14 protein-coding genes are annotated in these 14,231 nt (G+C 69.4%); 5 read left to right on the top strand and 9 right to left on the bottom strand.

The window, feature by feature from the left end; genetic code table 11:
- Positions 1–77 precede the first annotated feature (77 nt).
- The 7 genes from AC3WLB_RS21520 to AC3WLB_RS21490 all read right to left on the bottom strand — a co-directional run bounded on the left by AC3WLB_RS21520 (position 78) and on the right by AC3WLB_RS21490 (position 7,898).
- A complete protein-coding gene (locus tag AC3WLB_RS21520) occupies positions 78–803 on the bottom strand; it encodes an SDR family NAD(P)-dependent oxidoreductase (protein WP_492509560.1) in 726 nt (241 codons plus the stop codon).
- Positions 800–955 carry an SDR family oxidoreductase gene (locus tag AC3WLB_RS21515; RefSeq protein ID WP_492509558.1) on the bottom strand — a complete coding sequence of 52 codons (156 nt, stop codon included), beginning with the start codon at positions 953–955 and terminating at the stop codon, positions 800–802. The genes AC3WLB_RS21520 and AC3WLB_RS21515 overlap by 4 nt, the downstream gene beginning before the upstream one ends.
- Positions 956–1,055: 100 nt before the next feature.
- Positions 1,056–3,401, bottom strand: a complete 2,346-nt coding sequence (locus AC3WLB_RS21510) for a penicillin acylase family protein (protein WP_492509556.1) — start codon at positions 3,399–3,401, stop codon at positions 1,056–1,058.
- Positions 3,398–4,384, bottom strand: a complete 987-nt coding sequence (locus AC3WLB_RS21505; protein WP_492509554.1) for an ABC transporter permease — start codon at positions 4,382–4,384, stop codon at positions 3,398–3,400. The genes AC3WLB_RS21510 and AC3WLB_RS21505 overlap by 4 nt, the downstream gene beginning before the upstream one ends.
- Positions 4,381–5,886, bottom strand: a complete 1,506-nt coding sequence (locus AC3WLB_RS21500) for a sugar ABC transporter ATP-binding protein (RefSeq protein ID WP_492509553.1) — start codon at positions 5,884–5,886, stop codon at positions 4,381–4,383. The genes AC3WLB_RS21505 and AC3WLB_RS21500 overlap by 4 nt, the downstream gene beginning before the upstream one ends.
- 58 nt (positions 5,887–5,944) lie before the next feature.
- On the bottom strand, positions 5,945–6,952 hold the full coding sequence (locus tag AC3WLB_RS21495; RefSeq protein WP_492509551.1) for a sugar ABC transporter substrate-binding protein: 1,008 nt from the start codon (positions 6,950–6,952) through the stop codon (positions 5,945–5,947).
- A gap of 106 nt (positions 6,953–7,058) precedes the next feature.
- Entirely contained in the window at positions 7,059–7,898 is an 840-nt protein-coding gene (locus AC3WLB_RS21490; RefSeq protein ID WP_492509549.1) for a polysaccharide deacetylase family protein, read from the bottom strand.
- A 189-nt stretch (positions 7,899–8,087) separates the two neighbouring features.
- On the opposite strand from AC3WLB_RS21490, the gene AC3WLB_RS21485 reads away from it, so the two are divergent.
- Entirely contained in the window at positions 8,088–8,894 is an 807-nt protein-coding gene (locus AC3WLB_RS21485) for a DeoR/GlpR family DNA-binding transcription regulator (protein ID WP_492509547.1), read from the top strand.
- 39 nt (positions 8,895–8,933) lie between these two features.
- On the opposite strand, the gene AC3WLB_RS21480 is transcribed toward AC3WLB_RS21485, so the two are convergent.
- Together AC3WLB_RS21480 and AC3WLB_RS21475 are read right to left on the bottom strand one after the other, a co-directional pair.
- Positions 8,934–9,554, bottom strand: coding sequence for a response regulator (locus tag AC3WLB_RS21480; RefSeq protein ID WP_492509545.1), 621 nt, complete (start codon positions 9,552–9,554; stop codon positions 8,934–8,936).
- The gene (locus tag AC3WLB_RS21475; RefSeq protein ID WP_492509543.1) at positions 9,551–10,747 is read right to left on the bottom strand and encodes a sensor histidine kinase; all 1,197 of its coding nucleotides are present in this window, start codon (positions 10,745–10,747) and stop codon (positions 9,551–9,553) included. The genes AC3WLB_RS21480 and AC3WLB_RS21475 overlap by 4 nt, the downstream gene beginning before the upstream one ends.
- 150 nt (positions 10,748–10,897) lie before the next feature.
- Between AC3WLB_RS21475 and AC3WLB_RS21470 the strand changes: the two genes are divergently transcribed.
- The 4 genes from AC3WLB_RS21470 (at position 10,898) to AC3WLB_RS21455 (ending at position 14,171) form a co-directional block, all read left to right on the top strand.
- Complete coding sequence (locus tag AC3WLB_RS21470) at positions 10,898–11,989, top strand: ABC transporter permease (RefSeq protein ID WP_492509541.1); 1,092 nt, start codon at positions 10,898–10,900, stop codon at positions 11,987–11,989.
- Positions 11,986–12,702 (top strand): ABC transporter ATP-binding protein, encoded by a 717-nt coding sequence (locus tag AC3WLB_RS21465; protein WP_492509539.1) that lies wholly within the window; start codon positions 11,986–11,988, stop codon positions 12,700–12,702. The genes AC3WLB_RS21470 and AC3WLB_RS21465 overlap by 4 nt, the downstream gene beginning before the upstream one ends.
- Positions 12,703–12,807: 105 nt before the next feature.
- Positions 12,808–13,485: a DsbA family oxidoreductase gene (locus tag AC3WLB_RS21460; RefSeq protein ID WP_492509537.1), complete on the top strand. Its 678-nt coding sequence runs from the start codon at positions 12,808–12,810 to the stop codon at positions 13,483–13,485.
- The gene (locus AC3WLB_RS21455; RefSeq protein ID WP_492509535.1) at positions 13,482–14,171 is read left to right on the top strand and encodes an SDR family NAD(P)-dependent oxidoreductase; all 690 of its coding nucleotides are present in this window, start codon (positions 13,482–13,484) and stop codon (positions 14,169–14,171) included. Before AC3WLB_RS21460 ends, AC3WLB_RS21455 begins: the two co-directional genes overlap by 4 nt.
- Positions 14,172–14,231: the final 60 nt, after the last annotated feature.

Genomic DNA, 14,231 nt, shown 5'->3' with positions numbered 1-14,231 from the left:
TCGCGATCGCCTGCGTAATGGTGTGTGGAAGGCTGCGGTGTGACGATCTGCGCCGCAGCCATGGTTGTGCCGAGGGCCTAGACGGAGAGCCCGGCATCGACGACGAGCTCCGCGCCCGTCACGTAGCCGGAATCCTTCGACGCCAGGAAGAGCACCGCGGGTGCGATTTCGGCCGGTCGCCCCATCCTGCCGAGGAAGGTGCGACCCAAAATGGCTTCGTTGACCGCCTCGCCGTTGGCCGCGGCCATCGCCGTGTCGAAGAGACCGGGCACGATCGCGTTGACCCGGACTCCCTGCGGGCCGAGTTCGGCCGCGAGCGATCGGGTGATGCCCCGCACCGCCCACTTCGTGCCGGAGTACGCGCTGATGAACGGATCACCCGTGATACCGGCGGTCGAGCTGACATTCACGACCGCGCCGGGCTCGGGGCCGAGCAGGTTCGGGCGGAGGATGCCGACACTCAGCAGCACGGCGCGCTGGTTGACGCGGTACAGCAGGTCGGCGTCGTCGAGCGACAGCTCGTGGACCGGACCGCGGCGGTAGACGCCCGCGTTGTTCACGAGCACGGTCCGGGCGGGCGAGAGAGCGTCGAGCCGGTGCTTGACCGCCCGCCATGTCTCCTCCTCCGCGACGTCGCCTCGAACGGGATGGAGGCTCTCGCTCGAATGGTCCACCCCGGCGAGGTCGACCGCGATCACCGTGGCGCCCTCGTCGAGGAACGCGTCGGCGATCGCCCGGCCGTTCCCCTCGGCCGCACCGGTCACGACGGCGACCTGACCCTCGAAGCCGTTCCGCTCGCTCATCGCGCCAGGTACCCTCCGTCGATGGCATTGACCCGGACGCCGCGGCGCGCGTAGGTGACCGCGGCATTCCGCGTGAGGCCGATGACCGCGGCCTTGCTCGCGTGATACGCCAAAAGGTTCTCGACCGCTCGGGTGCTGAAGATCGAGCTCACGTTCACCACCGCTCCGCCGAGATCAGCCGCTCGGCCACAGCGCGTCCGATGCCACTCGCCGCTCCCGTCACGATCGCGAGCCTGCCCGCCAATTCGTCGGTCATGCCGTGACCACCCCTTCCTGCTCGTGCTCCGCACCGATCTCGCCCGTCGGGCTGAACCGGATCTCCTCCTCCGACACCGCGGCCACCGCAGCCTCGGAGTACGCGAGCGGGAAGGTCCCACCCGATGCCCACAGCCCGACCAGATCCCCGTAGTGCCGGTCGCCCGGGACCCCCGACTGGCCGGGGGAGTTGACGGCGCGAGACTCGTCCCACGCCCCCACGTCGATCACCAACCGCACCGACGCCCCCACCGTCTGATCCCCGGCGGCGTTCCGCGCGAACACGTTCACCGTGTCCGGCGTGCCACCGCGGACAGTCTCGAGGTCCCAGCCCGCCTCTGCTCGCGCCCCGGCGGGGTGGCGGAAGCGGGTGCGCTGGACGCGCGAGAGGGTCCAGTCGTCGATGTCGGCTCCCCACCGGCGCATGAGCTCATCGGCCGCCGCCTCGAGCGAGTCGGCGAGCACGGCGATGAGCCGTTCCTCCTCTTGCGCGAGGTCGTCGAGCACGAGGAGATCGAGTCGCGGATCCCCCGTGAGCTCCTCGGCCTGGGCGGGGTCGATCGCAGCCGCCATGGCTGCATCGCCGCCCAGGTCGGCGACGCGCTCCTCGATGAGCCTCCTGCGGAGTGGCCCGCGGAACCAGGTCTCGAAGACCCCCGCGGCCGGCGAATCGGGTGTCGCGCGGAGATCCCACTCGCAGAGCAGGGCGGTCAGCCGGGGCAGGAGGCCGGTGCGCGTCGGCTTCGCGTCGAGCTGATCGCGCACGCCGGTGAGCCGCGCGATGACCGACCGAGCGGGGAGACTCATGACGTCGAGTTGAAGGGCGATGGAGTCGGCGACCGTCACCTCGGCATTCGCCCGGAGTACCTCAGCGATCCGCTGGTGTCGGAACGGGGCGAGCCACTCGAACGACAGCGGTTCGACCTCATCGGCCCTGCAGAACTGGTTCGCGGTGGCGACCCAGCCCTCGGCCGGGTCCAGCGCCGAGGGGAAGTCCGAGAGGGGGCGGTACCCCGTCCACTCGAACCGGCCATCGCCCGGCACCGGAGTGAGCCCGTCCCATGAGCGCCGAGGCACCCTTCCGCAGGCCTGCCAGCGGACCCGGCCGGCGTCGTCGGCGAACACCTGGTTGACCGTCGGCGCACCCCAGTGGGCGAGCGCCGCGCGGAACTGGTCGGCATCCGTCGCCCGCTGATAGCGCAGGCTACCGAGATAGGGCGCCATCCCCGGCTCGAGCCAGGCGACCCGGGTGGCCGCCGCGTGGCGTCCGTCGTCGCTCGTACCCGTGATCGGCCCGTGCACCGTGAATCTCAGGCGTGCCTCAGCTGTGCGGCCGCCCCTGACCGGCACCAGCTCGTCGACGATCTCGACCTCGCGGACCCCGCCTTCGAACCGGTAACTGCGCTCGTCGGCGAGCTCGTAGAGGTAGACGTCCTCCTGGTCGGTGGGGAAGATGGTCAGCCCGAAGGCGACCCGTCCGTTGTGGCCGAGGGAGACGCCCGGGAGCATCGGCTCACCCGCGCCGATGACGTCGAACTCGGGGCAGCGGAGGTGGACGAGCATCCGCAGGGAGGGGTTCGACATGGCGCGGTGGGGATCGTTCGCCAGCAGCGGCCGGCCGGTCGACGTGCGGGACCCCGCGACCACCCAGCTGTTGCTGCCGTCGACGCTGGCCGGCGGCGTCGCGGGCACCGGGGCGGACTCGACGTCGATGGGAGCCATCGCGAGCTCGTAGAGATCGAGCGCCCCGTCGAAGAACCGGTCGAGCACGTCGTCGTCGACGAGTTCGACCGGGCGCCACGGCTCGCGGATGCGACGCAGGTCGTCGACGTCGGACCCGTGATCCCGCAGGGTGCGGGCACGGGCGACCTCGCTGCGGGCGTTGTCGTAGAGGCCGTGCAGCCGGATGCGCACGACGTCGTCGACCTTCCATTCGGCCGGCGAATAGCCGAGCATCCCGAACTCGGGCGGCATGGTCTCGGCGCCATCGTGTGCCGCCTGGATGAAGGCGTTGATGCCCGCGACGAAGGCCTGCACCGCATCCCGGGCTCCCTCGCCATAGCTCGCCCACTCAACGTCCATGTCCCCGCGATACAGGAAGTGCCGCGCCGCGATGTCGCGCTCGACGTACTCCTCACCCAGTGCCTCGGCGACCAGGCCGAGGCCGCGGCGACGCCAGAGGTCGATCTGGAAGAGCCTGTTCCTCGCCGCCAGATAGCCCTGGAGGAGGTACGCGTCGTGAGCGGTCGAGGCGTCGACGTGGGCGACGCCCCACCGGTCGATCCGCACGCGGCCCTCGCCGATCATCCCGGCGACATCGAGCGTCCTCGCGGTGTCGCTCATCTCCGCCGCGCCCGCACGAGCTGATCCGCGGCGACGGCGAGGATGATGATGGCTCCCTTGACGATCAGCTGCGCGTTCGAGTTGACCGCGAGGCTGTAGAAGATGTTGTCGAGGGTGGCCAGAACCGCGAGACCGACCGCTGTGCGCCAGACCCGGCCCTCGCCGCCGACGAGCGACGTGCCGCCGATGACCACGACGGCGATGGCGTTGAGCTCCATCCCCGCGCCCATCGTGCCCTGCCCGGCCCCGATCTGGGAGGCGGTCATGACTCCGGCGACGCCGGCCAGGAAGCCGCTGATCACATACGTGGTGGCCTGCACCGTCCGCACCGGGATACCGGTGAGGCGAGCCGCCTCGCGGCTACCCCCGATCGCGAAGATCGACCGGCCGAAGCGGGTGGCGTTCAGCAGCAGGGTGCCGAGGAGGAAGGCCACGACGAGGATGACGATCATCGTCGGGATGCCGAGGATGGTTCCGCGGCCGAGCCACCGGAAGGCGCCCTCCGTGTTGCTGAAGGGGGTGGAGTTCGTGATGTAGAGGATCGCCCCCGAGTAGAGCGACATGGTGCCGAGCGTCGTGATGAAGGGGTTCACCTTGAGGACGGTGATGATGAACCCGTTGACCGCCCCGAGCAGGGTCGCGAGGAGGATGCCGAGGACCATCGCCAGCGGGCCGAGCTGATCCCACAGGGCCGTCGCCGTGGTGGCGGAGACGGCGAAGATCGATCCGACGGAGAGGTCGAAGCCGCCGCAGATGATCACCAAGGTCATGCCGACGGCGATCACGCCGAGCGGTGCGAACTGGGTGGCCATGATCTGCAGGTTGCCGAGCGAGAGGAAGCCCGGGTAGAGCACGGTCGCCACGATGACGAGCACGATCAGCACACCGAGCATCGCGAACTCGATGACGCGTTCCGGTGACCACCAACTGCGCCGCTTCAGGCCGCTGTTCTGGGTGTCGGGTTCGATGACTGTCGTGCTCATGCTGTCTCTTTCACTCCGAATGCGATGTCCAGGATGTCCTTGACGGACAGGTCGTCGACGGTCATGTCGAACTCGGCGACGGCCCGGCCGTTCGCCATGACGATGATCCGGTCGCTGACGTCGAGGACCTCCTCGATCTCCGAGCTGGTCACGATCACCGCCTTGCCACGGTTCGCCAGGTCGCGGAGGGCGTGCAGGACGTCCGCCTTCGCCCCCACGTCGATGCCCCGGGTCGGCTCGTCGACGAGGAGGACGTCGGGGTCTTGGTGGAGCCACTTGGCGACGGCGACCTTCTGCTGGTTGCCGCCCGACAGGTCACCCACCGGGTAGTTGCCGACCGGCCGGCTGAGCGAGAGGGCGGTCAGCAACTGCCGTGCGCGCTCCAGCTGCCGGCTGCGGCGGATGATGCCCGCGGTGGTGAAGGGCTTCGTGTTGGTGAGCGTCACGTTGTCCGGCACGCTCATCCCGAGCAGCAGACCCTGCGACTTGCGCTCCTCGGGGATCAGCCCGATGCCGCGGCGCATGGCGGAGCTGACGCTCCGCGGCCAGCGGACCGGTTTGCCTCGGAGAGTCAATGTGCCGCTGCTGGACGGCTCCGCACCCGCGAGCGAGCGCAGGAGGCTGGTACGCCCGGCACCGACGAGTCCGGCGAGGCCGACGACCTCGCCTGCTCGAACGGAGATGTCCACGCCGCTGATCGCCCCGGGGAGGGTGACGTTCGAGGCGGCGAGCACGACTTCGCCCGGCTCGCCGGGCTCGAAGGCGCGCTGTGTGGCAGCCTGTTCACCGGTCATGGCCGACACGAGCGAGGCGCGATCCCACCGGGCGACGGGGCCGGCGTCGACGACGCGGCCGGCCCTCATCACCGTGATGTCGTCGCTGACGTCGAGCACCTCGCCGAGATTGTGGGTGACGAGGACCATCGTCGTGCCGCGTTCCTTCAGCACCCGCACGAGGCCGAGGAAGTGCCGGCGCTCGCGTTCGGACAGCGCGGCGGTGGGCTCGTCGAACAGGATGATCGTGGAGTCGGCCTGCACGGCGCGCAGGATCTCGAGCATCTGCGCCTGGGCGACGCTGAGCTCCCCGGCCCGCGCATCCGGTTCGAGGTCGAGCTCGAACTCGCTGCAGAGCTCCCGGAACCGCTTGTTCATCTGCGCGGGGGCGAGGAAGGGGCCGCGCTCGGCCTCCTGCCCGAGGAAGACGTTGGCCACGCAGGTCATGGCGGGCAGGATGGTGAGCTCCTGATAGACGGCGGTGAGGCCCAGACGCCGGGCGGCCTTGGGGTTGCCGGCGACGAGGTCGGCTCCGCCGATCCGCACCCGCCCCTGCGTCGGCGCGACCCGCCCGCTCATCATCCCGAGCAGGGTCGATTTGCCGGCGCCGTTGGCACCGACGAGGGAGTGCACGGTACCGCGCTCGATCGAGACGGAGACGTCCTCGACGACCGCCGCCAGACCGTACCGCTTCCACAGCGAGGTGCACTCGATGGCTGTGCTGTTCATGCGTCCTCCGGAGCCCGGCGGAGCAGTCGCCTGCTCCGCCGGGCCGATTGGTGTCGGATCAGTACTCGGGGGTCCAGTCGGCGACGTTCGCCGGGGTCAGCACGGGGCCGTCCGGGTAGCCGAGGGAGTCGAGCGGGTTGATCGTCGTCGGGACCTCTTTGCCGTCGAGGTGGTCGATGAGACCCTGCAGCGCGAGCTCGATGTCGGACTTCGGCGTGCCGGGAAGGGCCGCGGCGACGGTACCCGCCTCGATCTGCTCCTTCGTCCAGGAGTCGCCGTTCGAGTCGTAGACCAGCACCTTCTTGCCGGACTGCGCGACCGCTTCGACGACGCCGCGGGTCATGCCCGAGTAGTTCGAGGCGATGGCCACGAGATCGGGGTTCGACTGCAGGAACGTCTGCGCCGCAGCGAACGCGGTCTCGGTGAGGTAGTCGGTGTTCTGGATGGACGCCAGCGTGAGGTCGCCGCCACCTTCGAACGCCTTCTTGGCCGACGCGGTGGTCGTGTCAGTCACGAAGTCCAGTGCGGGCCCCGTGATCACCGCGACCTGACCGCCCGGCGTGTTCGCCTTGATGTAGTCGAACCAGGCGTCGTAGCCGGCGCTGTTCTGCTCACCGACGAACGCTACGGTGCCATCGGTGTAGCCGTCGTCACCGCAGATCGCGGTGATCGCGACGATGACCGGGATGCCCTGCTCCGCGGCCTGCTTGATCTGGTCGCACTGCTCGGCAGGCGAGATGGCGTTGACGATCCACGCGTCGTAGGTGTCGCGCTGCATCGCCTGCTGGAAGGCGGCGTTCTGCGCCTGGGAGTCCCAATCGCTCGTGATCACGGTGACCTCGACGCCGAGCTTCTCGCCGGCCGCCTTGGCGGCGTCCTCCTCGGCCTGGAGGTAGGCGTTGCTGTTGGCGGGGATGAAGACGCCGATCTTGTACGGGTCGGAGCCGCTCGCCGAGCCGCCGGCGTCGCCGCCGCCGCTGGAACAGGCGGAGAGGGCGATCGCTGCGACCGCCAGGAGGGGAAGCGCCGCCGCGCGGAGGCCGCGTCGTCGATCGATCCTGAACATGGGTGTGCCTTTCTCTGGGTGCGTCGTCCGGGGCCTCTGCCCAGGACCGGGGTGGTGCAGTCGGTGCTGCGGGGTCGCCGCGCTGCGAGCCCGTGGGAGAGCCGGGTCAGTCCTCCCAGAGGTCGTGGAGCGTCGAGAGGTCGGTGAACCAGACGCCGTCGAGGCCGGTGGCGTAGTCGAGGAAACGCTCGAACATCAGGAGGTTGTGAACACGACCGATCGCCTGGGGGTGGATGGTGATCGAGACGACCGCGCCCTGCATCCGCTCGTAGGCGAAGTCGATGTGGTCCTTCCACCGTCGGTAGATCACATCGGGGTCCTGGAAGCCGGTGTTCACGCCCGGGATGTGCTCGGTCGCCGGCCAGTCGTCGAGGTGCCATGAGACGGGGAACTCGAGCACGGAGCTCGGTGCTCCGAAGGTGTTGCCCTGCTCGCGGTCGACGACGACGGGACGGGGACGGTAAGGCTCGAAGTCCCGCCCCATCAGCGACGAGTCCCAGTCGAAGCCGAACTCCTCGAGCAGGCCGAGCGTCGAGGGCGTGTAATCCCAGGCGGGCGAGCGATACCCACGGGGTCTCCGTCCGACGAAACGCTCGTGCTGAGCGAGCGACGCTTCGAGCAGTCGACGTTCCTCGGACTCCGACAAGGTCATGATCGGTTCGTGCCAGCAGCCGTGCGCCGAGATCTCGTGGCCCGCCTCGAGCACCGTGGCGAAGGCTTCGGGGAAGGTCGCCATCGTGTGTCCCGGCGTGAAGAAGTTGCCGTGCACGTCGAAGCGATCGAGTGTCTCGAGCACGCGGGGGAGTCCGACCTCGGCGTCGAACTCGCCTCGCGACAGGTAGCCCGGGCTGGTCTGCCCGAACGTGCCCATCCACGTGCTGTGGGCGTCGAAGTCGACACCGATGTTGACTGCGAGCCTGGTGCCGGCAGGGAGGTGGAGTACCACGGACGACCCTTCGAGTTCGAGTTGATGTGTGTTGTTTCGTGGAGTAATGACTGAAATTGTGGATTAACTCTTCGACCGGCGCAAGGTGGAGGGGCGGAATTTACGCGGCCGTTACATTTGCGGGGCGCGAAGTACCCAAGTTTCCACATCTGTGCAATCCTTGTTCCACGTCCGTCGAGAAGGAGATCGATGCTCATCGCTGAACGCCATCGCGTGATCAAGGACATGGCGGCGAGTCGGCGCTTCATCCGGACCGAGGAGGTCGCGGATGAACTGGCGGTCTCGCTCGAGACGGTCAGGCGCGACTTCATCGCCTTGGAGAGAGATCACGTCCTCGTGCGGGTGCACGGTGGCGCCGCCGCGGTCGAAGCGTCGGACGAGCCACCCTTCGATGCTCGTGCCGCCGCGGAGAGCGATCAGAAGTCCTTGATCGGACGCGCCGCCGCGACGCTCCTCGGGGAGGACACGCGGTCGGTGTTCATCGATCTCGGCACCACCGCCCTCTCCGTGGCCAAGCAGATCCCGTCGCAGTGGTCGGGGTCCGTCACCACCACATCGATCCATGTCGCGTCACATCTCGCCGATCATTCCGGGGCGTCGGTCTACATCACGGGCGGCCGCGTGCGCTCAGGGGACCTGTCGCTGTCCGGGCCCAACGCCGCGGCGCAGCTGAGTGAGGTCTACACCGATCTGGCGTTCATCGGTTCAGGAGCCCTCCATCCGGAGGCGGGCCTCACCGACTACGACTCCGACGAGGCGGCTGTGCGGAAGGTGGCGATCCGCAACGCCCAGCAGATCTGGGCGCTGGTGGACTCGTCGAAGTTCGACCGCATCGCGCGCACCCGCGTCTGCGGACTCGAGCGGCTCACGGGCATCGTGAGCGACGCCGAGCCCACCGGCGAACTCCTGGCTGCCTTGCAGAGCGCCGGCGTGCGCATCCTCACCCCGAACAGTCGCTCGCACGGTGCGGAGCTCGGGGTCGCCGCCGCCCGCTGACGCGATCGAACCATCCGGGAGCAGGCGACCCGGGTGCCGTTACCTCAAGAGGCCGGTGTCGCGTGCGGATGCGACGGCCGCGGTGCGCGAAGAGACACCGAGCTTGGTGTAGATGTGCACCAGATGGGATTTCACGGTCGCGTCGGTGATGTGCAGGTGCGCCGCGATCTCGTTGTTCGTCGCGCCGTCTGCGACGAGTCGGAGCACTTCGGTTTCGCGCGCGCTGAGGCTGGGCCGCGGGGAACGCATCCGGGCGAGCAGCCGGCCGGCGATCGCCGGGGCGAGAGCCGTCTCGCCCGCGGCGGCGGCGCGGATCGCGGCGATCAGCTCCTCGGGCGGGGTGTCCTTGAGGAGATAACCGCTCGCCCCCGCTTCGACCGAGCCGAGGATGTCGCTGTCGGTGTCGTAGTTCGTGAGCACCAGCACCGCCGGCGGGTCGTCGAGCGTGCGTATGCGGCGGGTCGCGTCGGCCCCGGTCTGGTCGGTGCCGAACTGCAGGTCCATGAGCACCACGTCCGGTGTCAGGTCGATCGCGAGGGCGACGGCTTCATCGGGGGTTGCCGCTTCGGCGACCACGTCGAGGTCGGTCTCGCCGGAGAGCATCGCCCGCAAGCCTGCCCGCACGACCGGGTGGTCGTCGGCGAGCAGGATGCGGATCACGATGCCGCCGCGCTTCCCGCGAGAAGAGGAAGTCGCGCGGTGACCGTGGTGCCGTGGTGGGGAGCCGACGCGATGGTGAGGGTGCCGTCGAGTTGTTCGACACGCTCGCGCATCGCGTGCAGGCCGAAGGAGTCGGCCCCGTGCGAGCCGGCGACCGGCGACGACGCATCGAAGCCGTGCCCGTCATCCTGAACCACCAACAACACGGTGGCGTCGTGCTGGGCGAGCTCGACGGCGATCCGGCCGGCGTTCGCGTGGCGGATCGCGTTCGAGAGCGCACCCTGGGCGATCCGCAGGAGCGCCGTCTGCGTTCCCATCGGCAGGTCGAGCTCCTCTGCACTCACCTCGACCGGGATCGCCGCGCGGTCGGACTGTTCCCGGCCGAGCCGGCGGAGGGCGGCCGCCAGTCCGTCGCCCAGACGGGCCGGGGTGAGCTCGCGAATGATCTGCCTCGTGTCGGCGAGGCTGTCGGCCGCGGTCTCACGAGCGAGCCGCACATACCCGGCTCCCGGTTCGGGGGTGTCGCGTTCGGCGGCGCGCAGCAGCATCTGGATGCTCGCCAGGCCTTGGGCGACGGTGTCGTGGATCTCCCGGGCGAGCCGGGCGCGCTCTGCCAGGGCGCCCTGCTCGCGCTCGGTCTCGGCGAGCTGCTGCCGGGTGCGAAGCAGCTCGGCGAGAAGGCGTTCGCGCTCCTCGGCCTCGCGTCGAAGCGCACGGTAGGCCAGCCCGATCAGCAGCGCGACACCGGCACCCAGCAGTGGGCCGATGACCCCGCCGACGCTGAACCCCAGATGCAGGCCGAGCGCGAGGATGGCGAACGCGCTCGTGACCACGATCGCCGCGACCGCGTCGCGTAACGGCAGGACATGGAGGTAGAGGAAGAACAGCGGGAAGACGAGGTACGCCCCCTCGGGGCTCAGCCACGTCAGCACCGCCCACAACACCGTGAGCGCGGCGACCCAGCCGAGAGCGTAACCGCGCTGCGAGACGCCCGATTCGGCCCGTCGCCGTGCCACCCATGCGCCCGCGAGATAGACCGCGACGAACGCCACCCCGACGATCGACGTCCATGCGGCACCCGGTGAGGAGAGGACGAGGGCACGCACGACCGCGAAGGCCGTGAGCCCGATCAGCAGGGCGTGCAGGCCGAACCGGAGACCGGTGAACACCGGAGCGAGGGTCGAATGCGACATGACACTGCAAGCCTAGGTGAGCGGTATCGCCGGGCCATCAACCGAAAGTTCGACCGGGAAACCGATGATTCAGGCGATGCCCGCCGCCGCCTTCTCGAAGGAGGGTTGGGGGGTTGCTCGGGCAGGGTGTGCGAGCGGAAAGGCATCACCGTGTTCGTCGCGTGGAGAGAGCTGCGGTTCGCGCGCGGCCGGTTCCTCCTCATCGGAACCGTCGTCGCCCTCATCACCGTGCTCGTCGGCTTCCTCTCCGGGCTCACCGGGGGGCTCGCCGCCCAGAACATCTCCGCCGTGCTGCAGTTGCCCGGCGACCGGATCGTGCTGCAACAACCCGAGAACGGCGACCCCAGCTACGCCACCTCGTCCTTGAGTGAGAAGACCGTAACGGCCTGGGAACAGGCGGAGGGTGTGACGTCGGTGACACCGATCGGGATCGTCCAAGCGCGGGCTTCAGTCGGGGGAGGAGGCGACCCGACCGGGGTCGCCCTCTTCGGGCTGCCGCAGAACGCCTCCGGTACCACGTCGAATCCGCTGCTCGATCTCGCACCGGCCGGCGATGGCGAGGTCGGGCTGTCGTCCGGAGCCGCCCACGATCTCGGCGTCACGACCAGTGACACGATCTCGATCGGGGGCGGCGACTTCACCGTCACCGTCGTCGGCGATGACCTCTGGTACAGCCACACCCCGGTCATCGTCATGACCCCGGAGGCGTGGAGCGAAGCGAGCGAGCGCGTCGGCGGGACCGGCGACCCGACGGTGCTCGCCGTCACCGGCGACGCCGACTGGTCGGCCGTCGGCGAGGAGACCGGCTCGGTCGCCGAGACGCCCTTGGCGAGCCTGACCGCCCTGGAGGCATTCCGATCGGAGATCGGGTCGCTCGGGCTGATGATCGCGATGCTGTTCGGGATCTCCGCCCTCGTCGTGGGCGCGTTCTTCACCGTCTGGACGATGCAGCGCGCCGGCGACATCGCCGTTCTCAAAGCGCTCGGCGCGACCACCGGCTCGCTCGTCCGAGACTCTCTCGGTCAGGCAGCCATCGTCCTCGTCGCCGGGATCGGTGTCGGCCTCGCCGCCGTCATCGGTCTCGGCGCCCTCGCGGGACAGGCACTGCCATTCACCATCAGCCCCCTCACCACCCTCGCCCCGGCCGTCGTGATGGCGGTACTGGGCCTCGCCGGAGCCGCATTCGCGCTGCGCTCGGTCACCAAAGCAGACCCCCTCACCGCACTCGGGAGCAACCGATGATCGAACTGCAGAACGTCACCCTCACCTTCCCCGACGGGGAGAACCGCGTCACGGCCGTCGACAACGTCACCCTCCGCGGGCGCAACGGCACGGTCACCGGCATCACCGGCCCCTCCGGCTCCGGCAAGTCCAGCATCCTTGCTGTCGCCGCAACCCTGATCCGCCCCGATTCCGGCGGGGTTCTCATCGGCAACGGCAGCGACACGATCGACGCCGCACAGCTGTCGAAGCACGAGGCCACTGAGCTGCGTCGGGAACGCATCGGCATCGTGTTCCAGCAATCCAACCTGCTCCCTGCACTCACGGCCCGTGAGCAGTTGCAGGTCATGGCCAGGCTCGGCGGCGGCACGAGCCGGACCACGAGGGCGAGGATCGAGGCCCGTGCGGAGGAGCTCCTCGACGCGGTCGGCCTCACCCAACACGCCGACAAGCGCCCGCACCAGCTCTCCGGCGGGCAACGGCAACGGGTCGCGATCGCGCGCGGCCTCGTCCACGACCCGGAGGTGCTGCTCGTCGATGAGCCGACAAGTGCCCTGGACCAAGAGCGCGGCGCGGAGATCATGCACCTCATCTCCCGCCTCGCCCACGAACGCGACACCGCCACCCTCCTCGTGACGCACGATCTCGTGCATCGCGACACCCTGGATGATCTCGTCACGGTCGTGGACGGTCGCGTCACCACCGCGCTCACCGGGCACGCGCCCACCCGGTGAGCGAGCCGCTCAGCGTCGGCCCCCAAACGCACGTCGAAGTGCCTTTTGTAACCCCTTTCTGGGTGACTCACAATATGGTTACGAACCAGAAGTGAGGTAAAGGTCATGTCGTCCGACCAAGCGAAGTCGCCGGCCCCGATCGTCATCGACGTGTGGGCGGATCTGGGCTGCCCGTGGTGCTACGTGGGTAAGCACCGACTGCAGCGGGCCATCGACGCCCGCCCGGACGCCGACCGGTTCCAGGTGAAGCTGCGTTCCTTCGAACTCAACCCGGATGCGCCGCAGACGCCCGAGACCATCGAGAGCGCCTTCATCCGCTCGCACGGCGGAAACGCCGAGGTCGTGCTGCAGGCTGAGCGTCGCATCCAGGCGCTCTCGCAGCAGGAGGGTCTGCCGTTCGCCCTGGACCGGCTCAACGCGAACACCTTCGACTTCCACCGGGTCGCGCACTACGCCGACGAGGCGGGCAAGGGGCTCGAGTTCTTCTCGCGGGCGCAGGATCGCTTCTTCGCCGGGGAGATCAACCCGTTCGACGTCGAGGCCCTCGCACAGGTCGCCGACGAGGTGGGGCTGTCGGCTGAGCGCGTGCGGGAGGTGCTGGCGAGCGACGAGTACGCCGACGCCGTGCGCGCCGACACCCGCGAGGGCCGGGAGCTCGGCATCCAGGGCGTCCCGTTCACCGTGTTCGGCCGCCGTTTCGGGGCCTCGGGTGCGCAGACCGTCGAGGCGTATGCTCGCGTGCTCGACATCGTGGCAGCCGAGATGATCGAGGATGCCGCATGAGCGCCGACAAGACCATCGCCATCATCGGGGCCGGCCCCGGCCTGGGGCTCGCCATCGCCCGCACCTTCGGCGCGCAGGGATTCGGCGTCGCCCTCATCTCCCGCAACGCGGAGAAGCTCGACGGCCTCGTCGCCGAGCTCGCCGCCGAGGGGATCACCGCGGCGGGCTTCCCCGCCGACGTCCTCGACCGCCCCGCGCTCCGCGCCGCACTGGAGGCCGCCAAGGAGCGGTTCGGCGGCATCGACGTCCTGGAGTACTCGCCCGCCGATGCCTCGGCCGGGCCGCTGGCACCGGTCGACATCCGCGACGCCACCCCGGAGAACGTGCAGCCCCAGATCGAGTACTACCTGTACGGGGCGATGAGCGCGGCGGAGGTGGTTCTGCCGGACCTGCTCGCTGCCGGGGCGGGAACCCTGCTGTTCACCACGGGAGCCGGGTCGCTGTACCCGGTCGCCCGCTACGGCAACGTCACCGCCGGCGGAGCGGCGCTGCGCAACTGGGCGCTCAACCTCGGCGAGGCGTTGTCGGGCACCGGGGTGCATGTCGCCCACGTGGCGATCGCGCTGATGATCGCCGACGAGGCCCCCGTTCCCGGTCTCGACTTCCTGCCGGCCCGCGACATCGCGCCGCTGTACTGGGACATGCACCACACCCGTGCGGTGCACGAGCTGATCGTCAAGAAGTAGGACATCGTCATGACAACCCTCCTTGTGCTCGGGGGCAGCGGCCGCACGGGCGTTGAACAA

It is taken from the genome of Herbiconiux sp. FW305-C-125 (assembly GCF_058783455.1).
The sequence above is the reverse complement of the archived record's forward strand: the minus strand, read 5'-3'. Positions and strand labels throughout refer to the sequence as shown.